General features: G+C 59.8%; 14 protein-coding genes. 5 read left to right on the top strand and 9 right to left on the bottom strand.

The window, feature by feature from the left end:
- From JWR14_RS18600 to JWR14_RS18585, 4 genes are all read right to left on the bottom strand, one after another.
- Positions 1-302 (bottom strand): ATP-binding cassette domain-containing protein (locus tag JWR14_RS18600; RefSeq protein WP_299709633.1); only part of this gene is annotated, 302 nt, incomplete at its 3' end.
- 2 nt (positions 303-304) lie between these two features.
- Entirely contained in the window at positions 305-1,207 is a 903-nt protein-coding gene (locus JWR14_RS18595) for an ABC transporter permease subunit (RefSeq protein ID WP_299709631.1), read from the bottom strand.
- Between the two features lie 30 nt (positions 1,208-1,237).
- Complete coding sequence (locus tag JWR14_RS18590) at positions 1,238-2,158, bottom strand: ABC transporter permease subunit (protein WP_299709629.1); 921 nt, start codon at positions 2,156-2,158, stop codon at positions 1,238-1,240.
- Between the two features lie 92 nt (positions 2,159-2,250).
- On the bottom strand, positions 2,251-3,951 hold the full coding sequence (locus tag JWR14_RS18585; protein WP_299709627.1) for a peptide ABC transporter substrate-binding protein: 1,701 nt from the start codon (positions 3,949-3,951) through the stop codon (positions 2,251-2,253).
- A gap of 506 nt (positions 3,952-4,457) precedes the next feature.
- Between JWR14_RS18585 and JWR14_RS18580 the strand changes: the two genes are divergently transcribed.
- The 3 genes from JWR14_RS18580 to JWR14_RS18570 all read left to right on the top strand — a co-directional run bounded on the left by JWR14_RS18580 (position 4,458) and on the right by JWR14_RS18570 (position 9,209).
- Positions 4,458-5,387: a LysR substrate-binding domain-containing protein gene (locus JWR14_RS18580; protein WP_299709625.1), complete on the top strand. Its 930-nt coding sequence runs from the start codon at positions 4,458-4,460 to the stop codon at positions 5,385-5,387.
- Between the two features lie 352 nt (positions 5,388-5,739).
- Positions 5,740-7,485: a gamma-glutamyltransferase gene (ggt, locus tag JWR14_RS18575; RefSeq protein ID WP_299709623.1), complete on the top strand. Its 1,746-nt coding sequence runs from the start codon at positions 5,740-5,742 to the stop codon at positions 7,483-7,485.
- Between the two features lie 329 nt (positions 7,486-7,814).
- The gene (locus JWR14_RS18570) at positions 7,815-9,209 is read left to right on the top strand and encodes an NCS2 family permease (RefSeq protein ID WP_299709621.1); all 1,395 of its coding nucleotides are present in this window, start codon (positions 7,815-7,817) and stop codon (positions 9,207-9,209) included.
- Positions 9,210-9,385: 176 nt separating this feature from the next.
- On the opposite strand, the gene JWR14_RS18565 is transcribed toward JWR14_RS18570, so the two are convergent.
- The 3 genes from JWR14_RS18565 to JWR14_RS18555 all read right to left on the bottom strand — a co-directional run bounded on the left by JWR14_RS18565 (position 9,386) and on the right by JWR14_RS18555 (position 11,761).
- Complete coding sequence (locus JWR14_RS18565; RefSeq protein ID WP_299709619.1) at positions 9,386-9,535, bottom strand: hypothetical protein; 150 nt, start codon at positions 9,533-9,535, stop codon at positions 9,386-9,388.
- A 242-nt stretch (positions 9,536-9,777) separates the two neighbouring features.
- Positions 9,778-10,869: an ionic transporter y4hA gene (locus tag JWR14_RS18560; protein WP_299709617.1), complete on the bottom strand. Its 1,092-nt coding sequence runs from the start codon at positions 10,867-10,869 to the stop codon at positions 9,778-9,780.
- Positions 10,870-11,329: 460 nt separating this feature from the next.
- The gene (locus tag JWR14_RS18555; RefSeq protein WP_299709616.1) at positions 11,330-11,761 is read right to left on the bottom strand and encodes an OsmC family protein; all 432 of its coding nucleotides are present in this window, start codon (positions 11,759-11,761) and stop codon (positions 11,330-11,332) included.
- A 193-nt stretch (positions 11,762-11,954) separates the two neighbouring features.
- On the opposite strand from JWR14_RS18555, the gene JWR14_RS18550 reads away from it, so the two are divergent.
- Positions 11,955-13,295, top strand: a complete 1,341-nt coding sequence (locus JWR14_RS18550; RefSeq protein WP_299709614.1) for an FAD-binding oxidoreductase — start codon at positions 11,955-11,957, stop codon at positions 13,293-13,295.
- A 281-nt stretch (positions 13,296-13,576) separates the two neighbouring features.
- Here JWR14_RS18550 and JWR14_RS18545 read toward each other — a convergent pair whose 3' ends face one another.
- A complete protein-coding gene (locus tag JWR14_RS18545) occupies positions 13,577-13,795 on the bottom strand; it encodes a hypothetical protein (protein ID WP_299709612.1) in 219 nt (72 codons plus the stop codon).
- A 441-nt stretch (positions 13,796-14,236) separates the two neighbouring features.
- Between JWR14_RS18545 and JWR14_RS18540 the strand changes: the two genes are divergently transcribed.
- Positions 14,237-14,887 (top strand): DsbA family oxidoreductase, encoded by a 651-nt coding sequence (locus JWR14_RS18540; protein ID WP_299709610.1) that lies wholly within the window; start codon positions 14,237-14,239, stop codon positions 14,885-14,887.
- Between the two features lie 53 nt (positions 14,888-14,940).
- On the opposite strand, the gene waaC is transcribed toward JWR14_RS18540, so the two are convergent.
- On the bottom strand, positions 14,941-15,805 hold an 865-nt coding region (gene waaC / locus JWR14_RS18535; RefSeq protein ID WP_299709608.1), incomplete at its 5' end, for a lipopolysaccharide heptosyltransferase I.

The following is a 15,805-nucleotide window of genomic DNA, read 5'->3' as shown; positions in this document are numbered from 1 at the left end:
GACGTCATGGGGTCCTGGAAGATCATGGAAAGCTTGTTGCCGCGAATGCGGTTCAGCTTCTTCGCCGGCATGGTCAGCAGGTTCTCACCTTGATAGATCGCACTGCCCTTCGCGCGGCCATTCGTTGCAAGCAGCCCGAGCATGGCGAGCACGCTCTGGCTCTTGCCCGATCCCGATTCGCCGACAATGCCCAGCGTGCTGCCTTCTTCCAGGTCGAAACTCACGCCGTTGACTGCGCGGACCACGGCGTCGGGCGAGTCGAAGGCGACTTCCAGATTACTTACCTTGAGCAGTGACATGATGCTTACCGATCCTTCGGGTCAAGCGCGTCGCGCAGACCGTCGCCAACAAAGTTGATGCAATACAGCGTTACCGACAACAACGCCGCCGGGAACAGGAGAATCCAGGGCGCCGTTTCCATCACGCCAACACCGTCCTGTATCAGCACGCCCCAACTGGTCATGGGTTCCTGAACGCCGAGTCCAAGAAACGATAGCACGGACTCCGTAAGAATAACGCCAGGAACCGTAACCGTTGTGTAAATAGCGACAATGCCGAGCAGGTTCGGAACGATGTGACGCAAGATGATGCCGCTGGTAGAAACGCCAATAGCGCGCGCCGCTTCAATGTATTCCTTGGAGCGGATGGCGAGTGTCTGGCCACGTACGACCCGCGCCATGTCCATCCACGAAAACACGGTAATGGTAAGCACCACGAGGTAAAACTCGCGGCCGAGCAGCGTGACCATCAGGATGGCGATCAGCAGGTACGGAATCGCGTACATCATGTCGACAATACGCATCATGGCGTTGTCCACGCGCCCGCCTACGAAACCCGCGATAGCTCCCCACACAATGCCGAGCGTGACCGACGTCAGCGTGGCGAGCCCGCCGATCATCAGCGAGACACGGCCGCCAATCAGGCAGCGCACGAGCAGGTCGCGGCCGGTATCGTCCGTGCCGAACAGGTGCCAGTTGGCAAACGTTGGCGTGGAACTCATCATGTTCCAGTCGGTGGAATCGAAGGCATTCGGCAGCAGCATGGGGCCGATCGCACAGGCCAGCGTGATCAGCAGCAGGATCACGAGACTGGCCACGGCGGCCTTGTTGCGTGCGAAGCGCATACGGGCGTCCTGCCATGGACTGCGGCCTGCCACCGGCACGGCCAGCACGCTCTCGAGCGCGGGGACGAGCGTTCCTTGTTTCATTGCGGACCTCATGCTGGTTGACTCATTATTTCAGTAGCGGATTTTCGGATCGAGCCACGCATACGCGAGATCGACCAGCAGATTGAGCAGTACCGCGACCACCGTCACCAGCACGACCAGTCCCAGCACGAGCGTGTAATCACGGTTGGCCGCGCCGTTCACGATCAGCTTGCCGATTCCCGGCAACGAGAACACGGACTCGGTCACCACCGCTGCCGTGATGGAACCGATCGCAAGCGGACCGATCACCGACACCACGGGAATCATGGTCGGCCGCAGTGCATGGCGCAGCACGACCGTCCAGCGCGACAAGCCCTTGGCATAGGCTGTTCGAATGTAGTTGGTGTTCATCACCTCGATCAGGCTGCCGCGTGTCACGCGTCCCACGGTCGCCACGTTGATGATGGTGAGCAGCGCGATGGGGAGCACCATGTAGCGCACATGAAAACCGTTCCAGCCGCCGGCCGGCAGCCATTTCAGCAGGATGGCGAACACGAGGATCAGCACCGGTCCGATAACAAACGAAGGGAACGCACTCCCAGCGTTGCCTATGATCATCAGCAGATAATCCGCCGGGCTGTTCCGGTACAGCGCGGCGACAATCCCGAGCACGACACCGAACACAATGGCGAGCACCATGGAGACACCGCCAATAGTCAACGACACCGGCAACGCACGCAGCACGAGGTCGTTGACGCTCCAGTCAGCGTAGCGGAACGATGCGCCCAGATCGCCGTGCAGCAAGCTGTTGAGATACAGCAGATACTGCTTCCACAGCGGCTCGCCAAGATGGTATTTCGCCTGCAAGTTGGCGAGCACCTCGGCGGATACCTTGCGCTCACCGTCGAACGGGCCGCCCGGCGTAGCGTGCAGCAGCAGATAGCACACTGTAATAACAATCAGCAGCGTAGGCACCGTCAACAGCACGCGCCTTAACGTATAAGACCACATGGGACATCTCTCCTGGCGGCGCCGTGACCAAGCACGTCATGGCAACCGCCTCTTGCTGTTTGCTGGATAGGTTTGCGGGTCTGGCGTGGCGCTCAATGCGCCACGATATACATGTCCTTGCTGCGATAACGGTCCATCGGGTTCTTCAGCGAATACCCGCCCACGTAGCTTTTCACCAGCCGGACCGTGGTGTATTGCAGTAGCGGCAGGATCGGATAGTCATCCATGGCAAGCTTCGCGGCCTGGGTTTGCAACTGCGTGCGTTTAACCTGGTCGGTGCTTTCGTTAGCTTCCTTGATCAGCGCGTCGGCCTTGGGATTGCAATTGCCGCTATCGTTCTGGTCCGAACCGCATTGCACCAGCTGCAAGAACGTGGTGGCGTCGTTATAGTCTGCGACCCAGCCATTGCGTGCGATCTGGTAGTCGCCGGTATGACGCTTCTTCAGCAGGACCTTGAATTCCATTGCATCGATCTGCGTGTCGAGACCGAGCTTCGTTTTCCACTCGGAGGCCGCAAAAATAGCCATTTTCTTGTGATAGTCGCTGGTGTTCAGCGCAAAGTGCAGCGTCGTGCCCGGCTTTACGCCTGCTTGCGCGAGCAGCTTTTTCGCTTCGTCCACACGTTTGTCCATTGGCCAGGTTGACCAGTCGTAGGCCGTCACGTCAGCGCCCTTCACGCCTTTCACGATCACGCCATACGCCGGAATCTGACCGTCCGCGGTCACGCGTTGTGCGAGGATATCGCGGTCGATCACCATGGAGAGCGCCTGACGTACACGCACGTCCTTGAGCAACGGGTCCTTGTTATTGAACGAGTAGTAGCGCAGTCCGAGCATAGGCGCGATCTTCATGTCGGCGGCAAACTGCTGCTTGTATTTCGGGTACATGCCGGACGGCAACTGATACACCCAGTCGTTGTCGCCCGACTGGAACAGCTTGATGTCCGTGGTCTCGCTCTCGACCGGAAGGTACGTCACTTGCGACAACTGCACGTGGGCCGCGTCCCAGTATTGCGGGTTGCGCGCCAGCACGAGCTTGTTGTTCACCTGCCAGTCCTTGAGCATGAACGCGCCGTTGCTCACGAGCTTGCCGGGTTTGGTCCAGTCCTTGCCGTACTTGTCGACGGCGGCCTTGTTGAGCGGACCAAGATTCGTATTCGACACCAATTCCGGGATGAACGACACCGGATACGGCGTCTTGATCTCAACCGTATACGGGTCGATCGCGCGCACGCCCAGCGTGTCTGGTGACTTCTTGCCCGCCACGATCTCGGCGCCGTTCAGCAAGAAGATGCCAAACGTACTGGCGTACGGCGAGGCAATCTTCGGGTCGACAAGACGCTGGCATCCGTACACGAAATCGCCCGCGACCACCGGCTCGCCGTTCGACCACTTTGCATTCTTTCGCAGATGGAAGATCCACGTGGTTGCATCCTTCTGCTCCCATTTTTCCGCCACGCCCGGCACGACGGTGCCCTCGGCATCGGTTGCGGTCAGGCCTTCAAAAAGGTCGCGCGTGACGTTGTTGGCCGGCACACTCTCGGCCAGGTTCGGATCGAGGGTCTCGACCTCGGACGCGTTGTTGCGCACCAGCTCCTGCTTCGCCGCGAGTTGCACACCGGACGGCACAATAGCCGCATGAGCCAGATGAACGTTGCTTGCGGCTGCAACGCAGACACTCGCGGCAATGACGGTAAGCCACTTGCCTGAAACGCGGCGATCAACAGCATCGCCCGGACGAAAAAACGCGTCAACGCGGGTGCTACGGGCAACAGGAGCTGCAAACAACGTCATGGGAATCCTTATTATTTATCTGTTCATCAAGCACGCAACGCAGGAGCATAAGGGCTTTTGACCCTGTGCAACCTGGCGACGCGTGCCGTTATGTGTAGCTATTTGTCGCTATCTACCGCGGTTCGCGTGCTGAAGCAGACGAACGGCGGCCAGCATCTTAGCCCACCTAACATTTCACTTTCGAATTTACCGTTCGAGGATTGGCATTGTGTGCGTCGCCTCTCGCGCATTCGACTCCTTCTCCACCATCACCTTCAATCAGCTTCAAAAAACTTTACACATGTCCTACGAACCGACGGGCAGAACTGAGTTCGCCGGGAGTATTTCAGAGCAATAAAGTGGAATCCACTCACATGTGGTTATAGGCCATGTGTTTTGGGTATAGGTTCGCGCCGCTCGCTTCCTACTTGCGCTTTATCTACGCGCGCGTGGCCGTAAATCAGCAGGCACCTTTAGTTCGCGCTACCATCTGCGTCCTTGAGGTTCATGCAAGGTGATTCAATACAATGATCCGTTTTCGCCAGATAGAAGCTTTCCGCTCGTTGATCATGACGGGTACCAGCGTCGGTGCAGCGCGCGCGCTGCACGTCACTCAGCCAGCCATCAGCCGCCTGATCGCCGATTTAGAGGCTGACCTCGGTTTCGGCCTGTTCAGCCGCGTGGGCGGCCGCCTGAATCCGACGAACGCCGGGTTGCGCTTTTATAAGTCGGTCGAAGAGAATTTCCTGGGGCTGGAACGCCTGAAGCAGGTCGCCGAAATCATTCGCGACGAGGCATCCGAAGGACTGACCGTCGCGTGCTTGCCGGTGCTTGCAAGCACCTTGCTGCCGCCCATCCTGGCCGACTTCGTCGAACGCCATCCGGGTGTGCCCATTCGTGTCGACTCGGTAAAAGTCCCCGAGGTGCTGACGATCCTGCAAAACCACAAGGCCGATGTCGCCATCAGCCAGGCGTTCGCTTCGGTGGCCGGGATCGAGGTGGAGAAGTTGCTGCACGCGCGGGCTCAGTGCGCGATGCCGGCGTCGCATCGGCTGGCGAAGAAAAAAACCGTACGAGCGCAGGATCTGCGCGGCGAACGCATCATCGGCTGGCTGCCGAATTCAAGGCAACCCTATGAGGCCGAGCAATCGTTGTTCGCGGCCGGCGAAGACCGGGCGAACTACACCGTGCTGACCGACACCGCGCACACGCGCTATGCGATGGTCGCGGGCGGTTTGGGGGTATCGATCGTCGAACCGTTCGCGGCGAAGGTTTGGCGCGCGCACGGCGTGGTCGTGCGGCCGTTCGATGCCGCGATCGAGTACGAATACGTGCTGTCGTATCCGAGCAGCGGCATACGCTCGGACCTGGTCGCTTCGTTCCGCGAGTCTGTGCTGCGTGTTGTGGCAACGTACGCCCTCGACGAAGTACCGGCATCCGCGGGCGTCGAAGCCTGACGAACGACGCATGCGTCCGGCCTCGCGACTGCCGGTTCACGTCTGCTTCACGTGTTCAGCCGGCCGGCAAAACACTATCGATCCAGGGCGCGCTCAACCTCGCGATAAACCTCCCGTGGCCGACCGGATCCCGCAACCGAAAAGATCGTGCAGTTAGCTTCCCTCCACTCGCGACCATCTCGGCCCGGTTCCGGGTCAAGCACGGGGCTTCCCACCCTTTCGGAATCAATTACGCCCGTGGTATAAGCCCCGGAGCGTCTCCGCCTAAGCCCTTCGCCCGAAAAGGCGATGAGGCAAGACTCGGGGCAAGACTGTTACCCAGGCGGGCACCCATTTTCAGGAGGATCCAAAGATGTCCATGAAGAAGTCCGTGAGTTCGCTGCATCGGACACGTCCGTTCGCACTTGGAGCACTCGCTGCCGCGACGTTTTCGCTCTCGCTCGGGTTTGTCGAAAGCACGCCCGCCTACGCAAAAGTCGCACCACAACCCGCTGTCCTGACGGCTTCGGCAGTGGCAGTCGCCGACAAGTTCGCAGCCGATGCCGCCGAACAGGTCCTCAAGGAAGGCGGCAATGCCGTCGATGCGGCCGTCGCAATCGCCTTCACGCTGGCTGTGACGTATCCGGAAGCGGGCAACCTGGGTGGTGGCGGTTTCATGACGCTCTACGTGGACCATCGCCCGTACTTCCTCGACTATCGCGAGCGCGCCCCGATTGCAGCTACGAAGAACATGTATCTCGATGACAAAGGCGAAGTCATCAAAGGCATGAGCCTGTACGGGTATCGCGCGGTCGGCGTGCCGGGCACCGTCTCGGGCATGTGGGAAGCGCAGAAGCGCTTTGGCAAGCTGAAATGGAAACAGGTCGTCGCGCCCGCGATCAAGTACGCGCAAGACGGCTTTGAAGTCAGCGACCAATTACAGGAACGCAAGGACGCGGCATCGAAGGACTTCGCCGGCAAGACCAATTTCGACAGTTACTTCGGAACCCTGAATAAAGGCGTGAACTTCAAGCAGCCGGAACTGGCCGCTACGCTTCAGCGCATCTCGGACAAGGGTGCGAAGGGTTTCTATGAAGGCCAGACGGCGGACCTGATTTCCACAGCCATGGCCGGCCATGGTCTCATCACATCGCAGGACCTGAAGGAATACAAGGCGGTCTGGCGGCAGCCGGTTCTCGCGAGCTGGAACGGTTATAGAGTCATCACCGCGCCGCCGCCGAGTTCCGGCGGTATCGGTCTCGTTCAGTTGCTGAAGATGAAGGCCGACCTCAAGGACAAGTATGCCAACGTGCCGCTCAACTCCGCGCAATATATTCACCTGACAGCGGAAATTGAAAAGCGCGTGTTCGCGGATCGCGCCCAGTATCTCGGCGACCCCGATTTCTACAAGGTGCCGGTCGCGCAACTCATTGACGACGACTACATCCTGAAGCGCGCGTCCGAGGTCAATCCCGACACGCCGTCGGACACCAAGAGCGTCGTTCCGGGCCTGGGCACCACGATGCCGGAAAAGGCTGAAACCACGCACTTCTCGGTGGTCGACAAGTGGGGCAACGCGGTATCGAATACGTACACCATCAACGGCTATTTTGGCTCCGGCGTGGTGGTGGACGGCACGGGTGTTGTGTTGAACGACGAGATGGACGACTTCTCTTCGAAACCGGGCGTGGCGAACATGTTCGGCGTGGTGGGCAGCGACGCCAACGCCATCGAACCGCGCAAGCGCCCGCTCTCCTCGATGACACCGACCATCCTCACGAAGGACGATCAGGTTGCCATGGTGATCGGGACACCGGGCGGCTCGCGGATCTTTACGTCGATCTTTCAGGTGATCAGCAACGTCTACGACTTCTCCATGCCCTTGCCTGAAGCCGTCGCGGCCATGCGCTTTCATCATCAGTTGCTGCCGCCGAACACGATTTTCTGGGAGCCGTACAAACCCATCGACGGCGATCTCGCGAAGGAACTGGAAGCGAAGGGCTATACGCTCGCAAAACAGGGTTTCAACGGCGATATCCAGGTCATCAAGATCGATGACAAGACGCCAGAACCGGTTGCCGATCCGCGTGGCCGGGGTGTGACGCGCGTGATCCAGTAATTGATCGCGTTGGTTTCGGGTCGGTTACAAACAGACAAAAGGGCCAGGTCTTGAACGACCTGGCCCTTTTGCATTTATGCCGTATGCGCATTTCGCCAAAGCCGTAGTGAAACGGACCTTATAAGGATCGCGGCATGACTGGAATCCCATTTTTGAGATTGGAGGCGGCTTAATGTTGCCCTAGTCTCTGTGCTGGCCCCAGTCCAATGCGTTGGCTCCCGCCAACACAACAAATAAACCTATCGAGACGACCCTGAAGACGGCGTGCCCGGTCTGTCAAAGACCGCCCGGCCCGCTTGTTTCAGCCTGCTGATAAAGGAGAACAGCTCATGATGGAACCCCACGCCCAGCCGCTTGGCGGCATCGACATCCAGGATGACGCACACGCGTCCCAATCAGGCGGATTGATCGACCGATACTTTCAAATCAGTGCGCGCGGCAGTACCCAGCGGCGCGAAGTGATCGCCGGAATTACTACCTTCCTGGCGATGGTCTATTCCGTGTTCGTCGTCCCGGCCATGCTCGGCAAGGCCGGATTCGACACCCGCGCCGTCTTCGTGGCGGTGTGCCTGACGACTGCGTTCGGCTCGCTCTTGATGGGCATCTGGGCTCGCTTGCCGATCGCAATCGGCTGTGCAATCTCGCTCACCGCATTCACCGCGTTCGGGTTGGTATTAGGCAAAGGGCTCTCGCCGGCGGTTGCGCTCGGCGCCGTGTTCCTGATGGGCGTCACCTTCACGGCGATCTCCGTCACGGGCGTGCGCTCGTGGATCCTGCGCAACCTTCCGGCAGGCGTGGCGCATGGTACGGGAATCGGTATCGGCTTGTTTCTGTTGCTGATCGCGTCGAACGATGTCGGCCTGATCGTCAAGAATCCGGGCGCGGGTTTGCCCGTTTCGCTTGGCCATATCACGGCGTTTCCCGTCTTGATGTCGGTCTTCGGACTCGCTGCGATCATCGGGCTGGAACGCCGGCGCGTACCGGGCGGCATCTTGCTGGTGGTGGTCGGGTTGTCGGCGCTGGGACTGGCCTTCGATCCAGCCGTCCGTTTTACCGGCGTGTTCGCGTGGCCCGCGCTGAGTGCGCCTGGACATGCATCTCTGATCGGCGCCATGGACATTCGCGGCGCGCTTTCGCTGGCCGTGCTGCCTAGTGTGTTCGCATTGGTGATGACCGCCGTCTTCGATGCCACCGGCACGATTCGCGCGGTGGCGGGGCAAGCTGGTCAGATAGACGAGAAAGGCCGGATTGTGAACGGCGGCCGGGCGTTGACGGCGGACTCAGTCAGTTCAATTGTCGCCGCGTGCCTGGGCGGTGCGCCGGCGGCGGCCTATATTGAATCGACAGTGGGCGTGGCGGCGGGCGCGAAGTCGGGCCTGGCGGCCGCAACCGTTGGTGTGATGTTCCTGTTGGTGATGTTCTTCTCGCCGCTCGCCGGACTCGTGCCTTCTTACGCAACGGCGCCGGCACTGATGTATGTCGGCCTGCTGATGCTTGCAAGCGTGAGCAAACTTCACATGGACGATCTTGTCGACACCATGTCGGGGCTCGTCTGCGCTGTATTCATTGTGCTGTCGGCGAATATTGTGACTGGCATCATGCTCGGCTTCTGTACGCTCGTGATCGGGCGCGTGGTAGCCGGCGAATACAAGAAGCTGAATGTTGGCACGGTCGTGATAGCCGCAGTGCTTGCCGTGTTTTATCTCGGCGGCTGGGCAATCTGACCTGACGGCTAGCGAGCATTCAGCACGTTCATCACAGTCAATAATCACGACCCAGGTTGCCGACGAGTTTCCCGGCAACCTTCCTGACTCGTTCGAAGCAGGCTAGTCGACGCTCGAGAGCGATAAAACAGCTCGATCGGACCGTCGACTCAGCGGTTGCTCAAACTGCAGCCGATTTACTTCCGGCGATACGCTTCAGCCAGCACTGCGCAGTTTTGCAGATGCAGGTTCAGCGCGTGAACAGCTTCGCGACGAACCACAGCCTTAGCCTTGCGGAACCAGGAACCGAACGAAACAAGAAGCGAACCTTGAGCAGTGGTTTTCATGAGAGCACCTCAGCGAAACTAGGGATTACCCGTTAGGGAATACCCTTATTATACGCATTCGATGCTGCATTGCAAAAAGATTTTGAGATCACCGGGGTATGAAGCGCCAACTGAAGCGTCAACGCAACAGCGCGTCATTCAAACCTCAATTGCTCCGTTCTTTGTTCAAAAGCTGATTCCTGGTGCCGACCAAGCGCCGCCTGCCCTGCGGGGATCACTTAAGTGCGACTTCAAGGCACGACTCAAGGCACGACGGAAAGAAACAGGAAGGTCGCGAAAATAACCAGGTGAACCACGCCTTGAAGCAGCGTCGAACGCCCGGTGCCAAGCGTCAGGACACTCACTATCAGGGTCAGTGCAAGCAAGACAATTTCTTTCGGGCCAAGGCCCAGTGCAATCGGCTGGCTGATCGCCAGCGACACCATCGCCACGGCCGGAATGGTCAGTCCGATGCTCGCCAGCGCCGACCCAAGCGCCAGATTCAAACTCGTCTGCAGCCGGTTCAGCCGCGCCGCGCGCAATGCGGCGACGCCTTCCGGCAGCAGTACCAGTGCAGCGATCACGACACCCACCACCGCTTCGGGCGCGCCGGCTCGGGCAACGCCTGCTTCGACCGCTGGCGAAAGCAATTTCGCCAGCCCGACCACCGAAATCAGCGAGAGCAGCAGCAAACCGCCAGAGGCCAGCGCGTATCCGTTGGTCGGCAGCGGCGCATGAACGTCGTCGGATTCGCCTCGATTCGGATCGAGCGCAGGCACTGGCGGCAGGAAATAGTCACGATGGCGCACCGTCTGCACAAACACGAACACCATGTAAAGCACAAGCGACGTCACGCCCACAAACACCAGTTGCGATGTCGACAACACCGGCCCGATCACCGTGCTGGTGAAGTCCGGCAAAACCATGGTCAGGACCGACAACGCACACAGGACAGCGAGCGTCGCGCTTGCACCCTGCAACTGGAAATTCTGCTCGTGATGGCGCATGCCGCCCACGAGCAGGCAAAGCCCGACAATCCCGTTGCACACGATCATGATCGTGGCGAATACCGTGTCGCGCGGCAACGCTGCTTTTTCCGGGCCGCCCGTCAGCATGACAGAGACAATCAGCGCCACTTCGATCACTGTGACCGCGATCGCGAGCACCAGCGTGCCAAACGGCTCGCCAACGCGATGCGCCACCACTTCAGCGTGATGGATCGCGGCGAATACGGCGAACGCGAGGGCAACGGCGGAGAGTGTCAACAGGAAGCCGTTCGGCATGGCGAACGTCAGTCCCAGGATGACAAGTGCGGCAAATGGCGCAATGCACGTCCAGTCCAGCTTGAATTTCATCGATGCTCCAGGCGGTGCTGCGTGTGGATGGAAATATCAGGAAGGCTGACCGGCTGTAGGCTTTAGTCCGGCCCCCGATTACTTGAAAGTGCCGTCAGATTACAGGTTCTTGGCCCGCGCGGCCCGTTGCAGGGCTTGCAACAACCGCCTGAAGATGCATTACCGGCTGTGGACAGCGTTCCTGCCTTCGAAACGTTGGGGAACCGTAAACCGTTACGCGTCAGTGAGTTGGCCACTGCTCACGCACGTTGTCCACATGGCTATCCACAAAAAATGTGGATAAGTCGCCCTACGATTTTAATCGGTGGCGTGTATCAGATGAATATCCGCGAGGGGGCCGCGAGGTTCGCTCTGCTGGGCCACTCGATGACCGCCGACAGCAAACTCTGCAAAAGAAAGGGCGCGGCCCGTTTCGCGGCCGCGCCCTTGAGTCACTCAGTTCACTCATTCAAAACGAAACTCAGGCGATGAATTCCGTGTTCAGCGTAATCTTCGCGTTTCCAGCGAACAACTTGGACACCGGGCAACCTTCTTTCGCCGCGTTAGCGAGCTTCTCGAACGTGGCTTTGTCCGTGCCGGGCACTTTCCCTTTCAAATCCAGATGGCAGGCGGTAATCGAGAACCCTTCGCCGTCCTTCTCCAGCGTCACGGTAGACTTCGTCTCCAGGCTTTCCGCCGTGAGCCCCGCCTGCGTAAGCTGCAGGGATAGCGCCATCGTGAAACAACCTGAATGCGCGGCGCCGATCAGCTCTTCCGGATTCGTTCCTGGACCTTCTTCGAAACGGGCTGCAAACCCATAGGGTGCGTCTTTCAACACGCCTGTTTGCGTCGAAATGTAACCTTTACCGTCCTTGATGCCACCACTCCATTTAGCCGATGCTGTCTTTTGCACGAGTGTTCTCCAGAAAGTCAGGGTGGATATGCCGCGCGAACCAGCCGCAGCATGGATCGACCGCCAAGCCGGCTGACATGCGCCGTCGGCTTTGACGCGCCATCGGGGTGAAGCGAAGCACACAGGATGCCCGAAAGCACCGCGGGTGTGTTGCCGGATTCGTCCCGGCGCAGGCCCCTTTCAAGGAGGATAGATGGGTCCGCAAGTAGTTGAAGTCTCTGAAGATCGTGATTTACCCGAGCGCGTCGATGTTGTCGTGATTGGCGGCGGCATTATTGGCGTGAGCACGGCCCTCTACCTCGCCGGGAAGGGCATCTCGGTAGCCGTCTGCGAGAAAGGCGCTATTGCCGGCGAGCAATCGAGCCGTAACTGGGGCTGGTGCCGCGCGACACATCGCGACTTGCGCGAGCTGGAACTCAGTCTCGAAAGCCTCAAGCTGTGGCGCGAACTGGACCGGACGCTCGGCATTGATACAGGGTTCCGGCAATGCGGCATCCTCTATGCCGCCGACGACCTCAAGGCCCTCGCCGACCACGAAAGCTGGCTGGCACGCGCGGTGAGCCTGGTAGGCCGCGAGGGCATCGATTCCCGCATCACGTCGAGCGACGAAACGGCCACGCTGATGCCGGGCGTCGCGTGCAAGTTTCCCGGCGGCATCTACACTCCCTCCGACGGCCGGGCGGAGCCACAGCGCGCGGCACCGGCCATCGCCCACGCGCTACGTGCCAAGGGGGTGAAGGTTCTAACGCCGTGCGCCGTGCGCGGCATCGAAACGAGCGCTGGGGCAATCAGTGCTGTTGTGACCGAATACGGCCCGATCCGCTGCTCGAGCGTGGTGGTAGCGGGCGGTGCGTGGACGCGCTTGTTCGCGGGCAGCGTTGGCGTTGAGCTGCCGCAGCTGAGTGTGAGGTCGTCGGTCCTGCGCACGGAACCGGTCGACGGCGGACCTGAAGTCAGTGCTTGCAACCAGACCGTCGGATACCGCAAACGGCTGGATGGCGGCTACACGATTGCGAATGCGTTTCGCAGCCTGGCCGAAATCACCCCCGACAGCTTTCGGCTGTTCAGCCAATATCTGCCGGCGCTGAAAAGCCATTTCGGGTCGATGGACTTCGCTTTTGGCGAACGATTCTTCGAGGCATTGCGCCAGCCGCGGACATGGCGACTCGACCAGCCGACCGTCTTCGAAACCGTTCGGACGCTCGATCCCACGCCCACTCAAAAATTCAACGATGTCGCAATCAACGCGTTCCGTGCGCTCTTTCCAGCGCTTGGGAATGTGAAAGTGGCGCAGGCATGGGCGGGTTATATCGACGTCACGCCGGATGCTGTGCCGGTCATTTCGGCCGCGCAACAGGTTCCGGGCATGTTCATCGCCACGGGATTTTCGGGTCACGGTTTCGGGATCGGGCCGGGTGCCGGGAAGCTGATGGCCGATATGGTCGCGAACGACGAGCCGCTGGTGGACCCGCGCGCGTTCCGGCTGAGCCGCTTCAGCGATGGCACGAAGATCGAATTGGACGGCGGGTTTTAAGTGCGCAAAACACAGGATTGCAGAATTCTGCAGACGGCATTTATTGCTTGTATCGCCGCGAAGGACACTCCCGCACAGAGCCGGAAAGACGTGGATCGTTATGTTGGGTTTCGAGCTTACGCTCTGCATTGATGCGGCGAAGAAGTCGCCATTTGGAACGTCGCGATGCGCATCGGTCCACGTGGTGTCCTAGAGGACCTCTGGCATGACGGTACAACACCTCGGCCAAGCGTGTCGCCGACGGCCAGCTCCGAGCAGGCGCTCAGAGCTGCTTTACGCAATTACTTGCCGCCGATTACTCGACGTGCTTCGATCTCTGCGAGTTCAAGCGCAGCCTGCTCGGTTTTTACCGGACGTCCACATCCGCGTCCAATTGTTTGCCCAATGGACTCGTTTCCGTGCTGCGTGACAACGCGGATATAGCCCTTGAACATTGCGCCCGGTGCGGGCATTACGAGTGCCTCGACGGTCTTGTTACCCTTCGTTTCTTTGAATGCCATTGAGGCCCCCTGTTTAATAGTGGGCGGATCCTATCACGAACGAGTGCGCCATCCTTTTCGGTGACACCCTGTTGCTCGCGCTGCGCGACCGCAAGATGGCACGGTTGCCGCATGACAATTGGCAGTCCGATGCCGTGAACGCGTCCAGCAGCGGTGGCTTGAGACCCACACGACACGACAACCGGCCATGTGATTCGAAGCGGTTTCATAGTCTCTCTCTTCATCGGTCGCGCTAAGACTCGATTCGCGCAATTGCCCGATTGTGCAGATATCCAACAGATCACCAATCTCAGAGAGATATTCGAAAGTGAACAAGCTGTCCGCACACATGACATCGCGCAACCGTGACTGCCGGGACAAAGAGTGGAAGGAGAAAAAGCCGAATGCGGGGTAGAATTTCGGACTAAATTTCGCTGAATACGAATATCAAACGAGCCTTATATGACAAGCGCCAAGCTGTACCTCGACGTGTGGTCCGATTTCGTATGCCCATTCTGCTATCTGGAAGTGCCGGTCATCGACCAGTTTCAGAATGCTTTTGGCGACGCCGTCGAAGTGCGCTGGCACGCGTTCGAACTGCGCCCTGAGCCCACGGCGTTGCTCGACCCGGATAGTGACCTTCTGCACGAGACCTGGGAAAATTCCGTTTATCCGATGGCCAACGAACGCGGTTTGCTGTTGCGTCTTCCGCCCGTTCAACCGCGTAGCCGCAAGGCATTCGAAACCGCGTTTTTCGCGCGTGAATCGGGTCGCTTCGACGTTGTACATCGTGCGATCTTCAAGGCGTATTTCGAGGACGGCATCGATATCGGCGACACGGATGCGCTGCTGGATATTGCCGCCACGTGCGGCATCGATCCAGAATCGCTGGAAGAGGCGTTGCTGGGCGACGAACTCACCGACGCGGTGATCGAAGACGAAGAGTTTGCGACCAAGCTCGGTGTGACCGGCGTGCCGTTCTGCGTGCTGTCGCGCGACGGCGTGGGCAATGAGGAACCGCCGCCGCCCATCGCATTGCGCGGCGCGGCGCCCATTGAGCACTTTGAGGCGGCAGTCCAGCGTCTGTTCCCGGATGGGTTTCCGGGCGCTTAAAGGGCCGCATGAAGGCCGCTTAAGGGCGTTTTAAGCGGCTTTTGCAGGTCGAATCACGACACGGTTCCCGTCGCGACGTCGCGGGCGGCGAGCGCCATCGATCCCGTCAACACGCCTTCTATGGCTTCCAGCACCGAGGCCACATTAGGCGGCGCATGCTGATCGCCGACTGAAACCGAATGCGTCGATGATCCAATGCCGAAATGCTCGCGCGACGTTGCCGTAAAAATCATCACCGTGGGCCGGCCCAGCGCATACGCCAGGTGGACCAGCCCGGTATCCATGCCCACAACCAGCGCCGACGCCTCAATGCACTGCGCGCACTCGGTCACGGTCAGCTTCGGCAAGACGATCGCGCCCTGCACGAGGGCCGCAATCTGCTCGCCCTCCCGGCGCTCGCCTTCCGTACCCCACGGCAGCGCGATCCGATAACCCCGCGCCGTCAGCGAACGCCCCGTCTCGGCCCAGCGGTCGATCGGCCACTTCTTTTCATCGGCTGATGTGGCGTGGAAGAGCATCGCGATGGGCGCGCCGTGGGGAAGCTGCAGCGGCGTAGCCGCCGGCGGCAGACGGAGATTGAAGTCAGGGATTTCGTCGAAGGTATAGCCCAACGCGTCGGCCACGCTCACGCGCATGCCGCGCCACGCATCTGTTTTTGGCCGTGGCCCAAAGCGCTTGTTGTACGCAAACGCCGCGCCGAGTTCGCCAAGGTCCTTGTTCTTGTAACCGTAACGCCGCCGCCCGCGAGCCAGGAACGCAATGATCGCGCTCTTGTACACGCCATGGATATCGAGAATTACATCGTACTTTTCGGCCCGCAGCTCTCCGATAGACGCAGCGATGCCTTTCAAATCTGCCCAGCTTCGTGCTTTCTTGAACTTGAGTAGCGGCTCGCTCAACACGCGGTCCACGGCCGGA

The sequence above is a fragment of the Caballeronia sp. genome (assembly GCF_028292365.1).
Lineage (GTDB): Bacteria > Pseudomonadota > Gammaproteobacteria > Burkholderiales > Burkholderiaceae > Caballeronia.
This window is presented reverse-complemented; position numbering and strand designations above follow the sequence as displayed.